Origin of the sequence: Gemmobacter nectariphilus DSM 15620 (assembly GCF_000429765.1) — a bacterium.
In the GTDB taxonomy this organism is placed as follows: domain Bacteria; phylum Pseudomonadota; class Alphaproteobacteria; order Rhodobacterales; family Rhodobacteraceae; genus Wagnerdoeblera; species Wagnerdoeblera nectariphila.
Genome location: NZ_AUCM01000048.1, coordinates 1 through 2838, shown reverse-complemented (window position 1 = coordinate 2838; position 2838 = coordinate 1). Strand labels below are relative to the sequence as shown.

4 protein-coding genes are annotated in these 2838 nt (G+C 58.1%); 3 read left to right on the top strand and 1 reads right to left on the bottom strand.

The features are described 5' to 3' along the window. The 3 genes from G481_RS26295 to G481_RS0118520 form a co-directional block, all read left to right on the top strand. A partial coding sequence (locus tag G481_RS26295; protein WP_028031313.1) for a hypothetical protein occupies positions 1-195 on the top strand: 195 nt, incomplete at its 5' end. Then, positions 192-401: a hypothetical protein gene (locus tag G481_RS0118525; protein WP_028031312.1), complete on the top strand. Its 210-nt coding sequence runs from the start codon at positions 192-194 to the stop codon at positions 399-401. The genes G481_RS26295 and G481_RS0118525, both read left to right, overlap by 4 nt. Continuing rightward, a complete protein-coding gene (locus G481_RS0118520) occupies positions 394-816 on the top strand; it encodes a DUF6362 family protein (protein WP_028031311.1) in 423 nt (140 codons plus the stop codon). The genes G481_RS0118525 and G481_RS0118520 overlap by 8 nt, the downstream gene beginning before the upstream one ends. Positions 817-880: 64 nt before the next feature. On the opposite strand, the gene G481_RS0118515 is transcribed toward G481_RS0118520, so the two are convergent. Further along, the gene (locus tag G481_RS0118515; protein WP_028031310.1) at positions 881-2125 is read right to left on the bottom strand and encodes a hypothetical protein; all 1245 of its coding nucleotides are present in this window, start codon (positions 2123-2125) and stop codon (positions 881-883) included. Positions 2126-2838: the final 713 nt, after the last annotated feature.

Genomic DNA, 2838 nt, shown 5'->3' with positions numbered 1-2838 from the left:
GACACCGTGCGCCACGGCACGCACAACCGTGGCTCGAGAAACGGCCAGGCGAAGATCGACGAAGTCTGCGCGCTCGCGATCCGGAAGATGCACGCCATGGGGATTCCGAGACGGGAAGCGGCCGTGGGCTTTGGCCTCTCCCGTCAGGCCGTCGACGACATCATCAACGGAAAGCGCTGGAGGCATGTTGCATGAAATCGATGCGTTGGCATCCGGCCGGCTATGGCGGCTCGCGCCGGGATCCGGACCAGGTGAAGCGCGATGGCTGGCATGACGAGGGTGTGCTCGCCGTCTCCGTCGACGACGACCGGCTGACCTGGCCGGAGCGCGAGCTGGTGCGTCAGCTCGCGGAGAAGCTCTACGGGCCACGTGCGGGCGACCGGGAGGCGGCGAATGGCTGAGTGGACGCCCACCATGGTCGAGGACCGGCTCGAGAGCGCGGCCGATGTATTCCGTTCGCTGCCCGAGGTGAAGCCGCAGGGCTATTTCAATGCCTGGCCCGAGTACTTCCACAGCTTCGCGGACCAGGTCGGCCAGGAGACCCGAACGCGCCGACCCAAGCCCGGTCCGCGTGACATCACATTGGCCGAGGATGCGCTGCTCTGGCTGCGCTGGCTCGATCCCGCAGATGCCCGCCTGCTCTGGCTCCGGGCGAACCGGAAGCCGTGGAAGCTGATCTGCTGGGAGTTGGGCATCAGCCGCGCGACCGCCAACCGCCGCTGGCAGTATGGCATCGCATCGATCGTCTGGCGGCTGAACGGGAGGCGTGTGCCGAGGAAACGATCTATGGAATTCGTGGTTCGTGGCGCAACTTGATGCCGGAAACCGATCCGGACAGATTTCTTTGGCGACGGTAGGTTTCACGTCACGTTATGGCTCGCTATGCGGGAAAGCGTTTCCCGTGCACCTCAAAGAGCATGATCTCGAAACGGAATAGGTTGACTATTTGAATAAAAAGCGTTGAGCACTTTGCGAGATACGTAGCATAGCTAATCTCCTGCTCAGGTCCGGTGCCCCCCTTGCCGGACCGATAAATCACCTTGTTCTCTGGAGATACCAACTTCATTGAAGCATGGTGAGACGCATTCCTCAGTTGATTGTCTCGCTCCACGCAAAGAGCCGCGAGCGCGGGTGTCGCATCAAATGGGCCAAACCTGCTGGACTTGTCCAGTTCCAGGTATTTTTTCCTTGTCAGCGTTTGGAATTGGCCGAAGGGGCGACCTTGGGAGACATTATTGAGATATGCAAGGATATCCACGAGTGAAGAGTACGTCTCAAACGCATTACCATAGAACATCTTCGTTTTGTCGAACTGAGCCGATGCAACAGCGGCATCTGTATCGACCCCAAGCCCTTTCTTCACTCGAAATATTACCTGAGAAAAATCGTCATAAGCCAGGAAGAACTCTCGCATTATCGAAAGATATGGCTCGGCTCGCGCTTGAGCCAGATTTTCCTCATAATCCTGAAAGAACGCTTTGAATTCTGCCTTCTGTGGGTTGTCTTGTACGATCTTGAATGCTTCACGAAATGGCTGTTCAAAAGCGGGTTGAGTGAAAAATAGACAGAAGCGCCAAAGCCAGTCGTTTAGGTTGTTGAGTGGGTCGTTGGCGTAAAATTGCGCTGATCCCTCCTCGATCTTTTTTTTGGATAACTTCGTGTGGCCGTTGCGATGGAGGTTCCAAGCTTTCTTAAGAAGCTTCCACTCCTCACCAAAGTCAGCCTGGCGGTAAGGGCGAGAATTTTGCCAGTTTTTAGGGAAGTCTTTGAAGGACACAAGCGAGCCGTGCTCCTCGGCCACTTCCATCATTTCCTGCATTTGTGTCAGCCTCGGGAACATGACGTCCGTATGTCTTTGCTCCAAGGGAACAAGAAAATTCGCGTCAACGTTTACGACGGGTGCTCCTGCCTCCTCTTCTGAAAGCTCCACGTTCTCGACCGGCTCGCCGACGAACTGGGGAATCGGGCTACCCTCAGGCCTGATGACGCGCAAGCCGACGATCAGCTCTTCTCCACACCCGGTGCAGTTGAAGGAGTGTGTTTGGTAGGTCTCATGGCCAAGTCCGATCCGAACCGTGTGGTTCTGACCGCAGGTGGTGCAACGGAATGACGTTCGAACAATCATCTTGTGCCCTTACCCCAGTCTTGGTGGTCGTGATTTGTCTGCTGTGCGTCTTAGGCGGTTCCGCTCCCCACATCGTTCGTGCGAGGTGTCACAACACCTTGTGGTTACGGGATAAATCGGTAAGCCACAAGGATGCAACGAATGGTGTGCAGTCTCTGGTCGAAATGATCAAGTCGACCTGTCAAGACTTCGCTGTCGCGCGAGGCAATTTCCTGCGAGACACCGGACGGCGAGACGGATCGCCCTTCTGACGCTATCCATGGCGATATACTCGGGGTCGTGCGCTCGGGCGAACCGACGCTGATCCCGAGGTGGACACCGGTGCTGGCTTCCGGGGTCCAGTCGGGGTCCAAGCCGCCAAGCCGTTGTTTTCCGGTTCCTTTCCGGGCCGAAACGTATGCTGGCGGGCTTGGCGCGATAAATCGCCAGCGACAGGGCCGGATTTTTGGGAAGCCACCGGAGTCCGGCGTCCAGCCGTGACGCCTGAAATCCTCGTGAATTCAAACACCTGAACGGCCGCGCCGGGTGGATACCCCGCGGATGCCGGAGTCCAGCCGGATGCCGGTGGACCCCGCCGCGCCGGAGTCCACCCGCAGGGAGTCCAGACTCCTCGGCCCCAACGCCATCGACAGGAATACGCATGACCCTGAGCTTCGCCCCAGAGCGGATCGAGACCTGGCCGCTTGTGCGCCTGCAGCCTTACGCGAAGAACG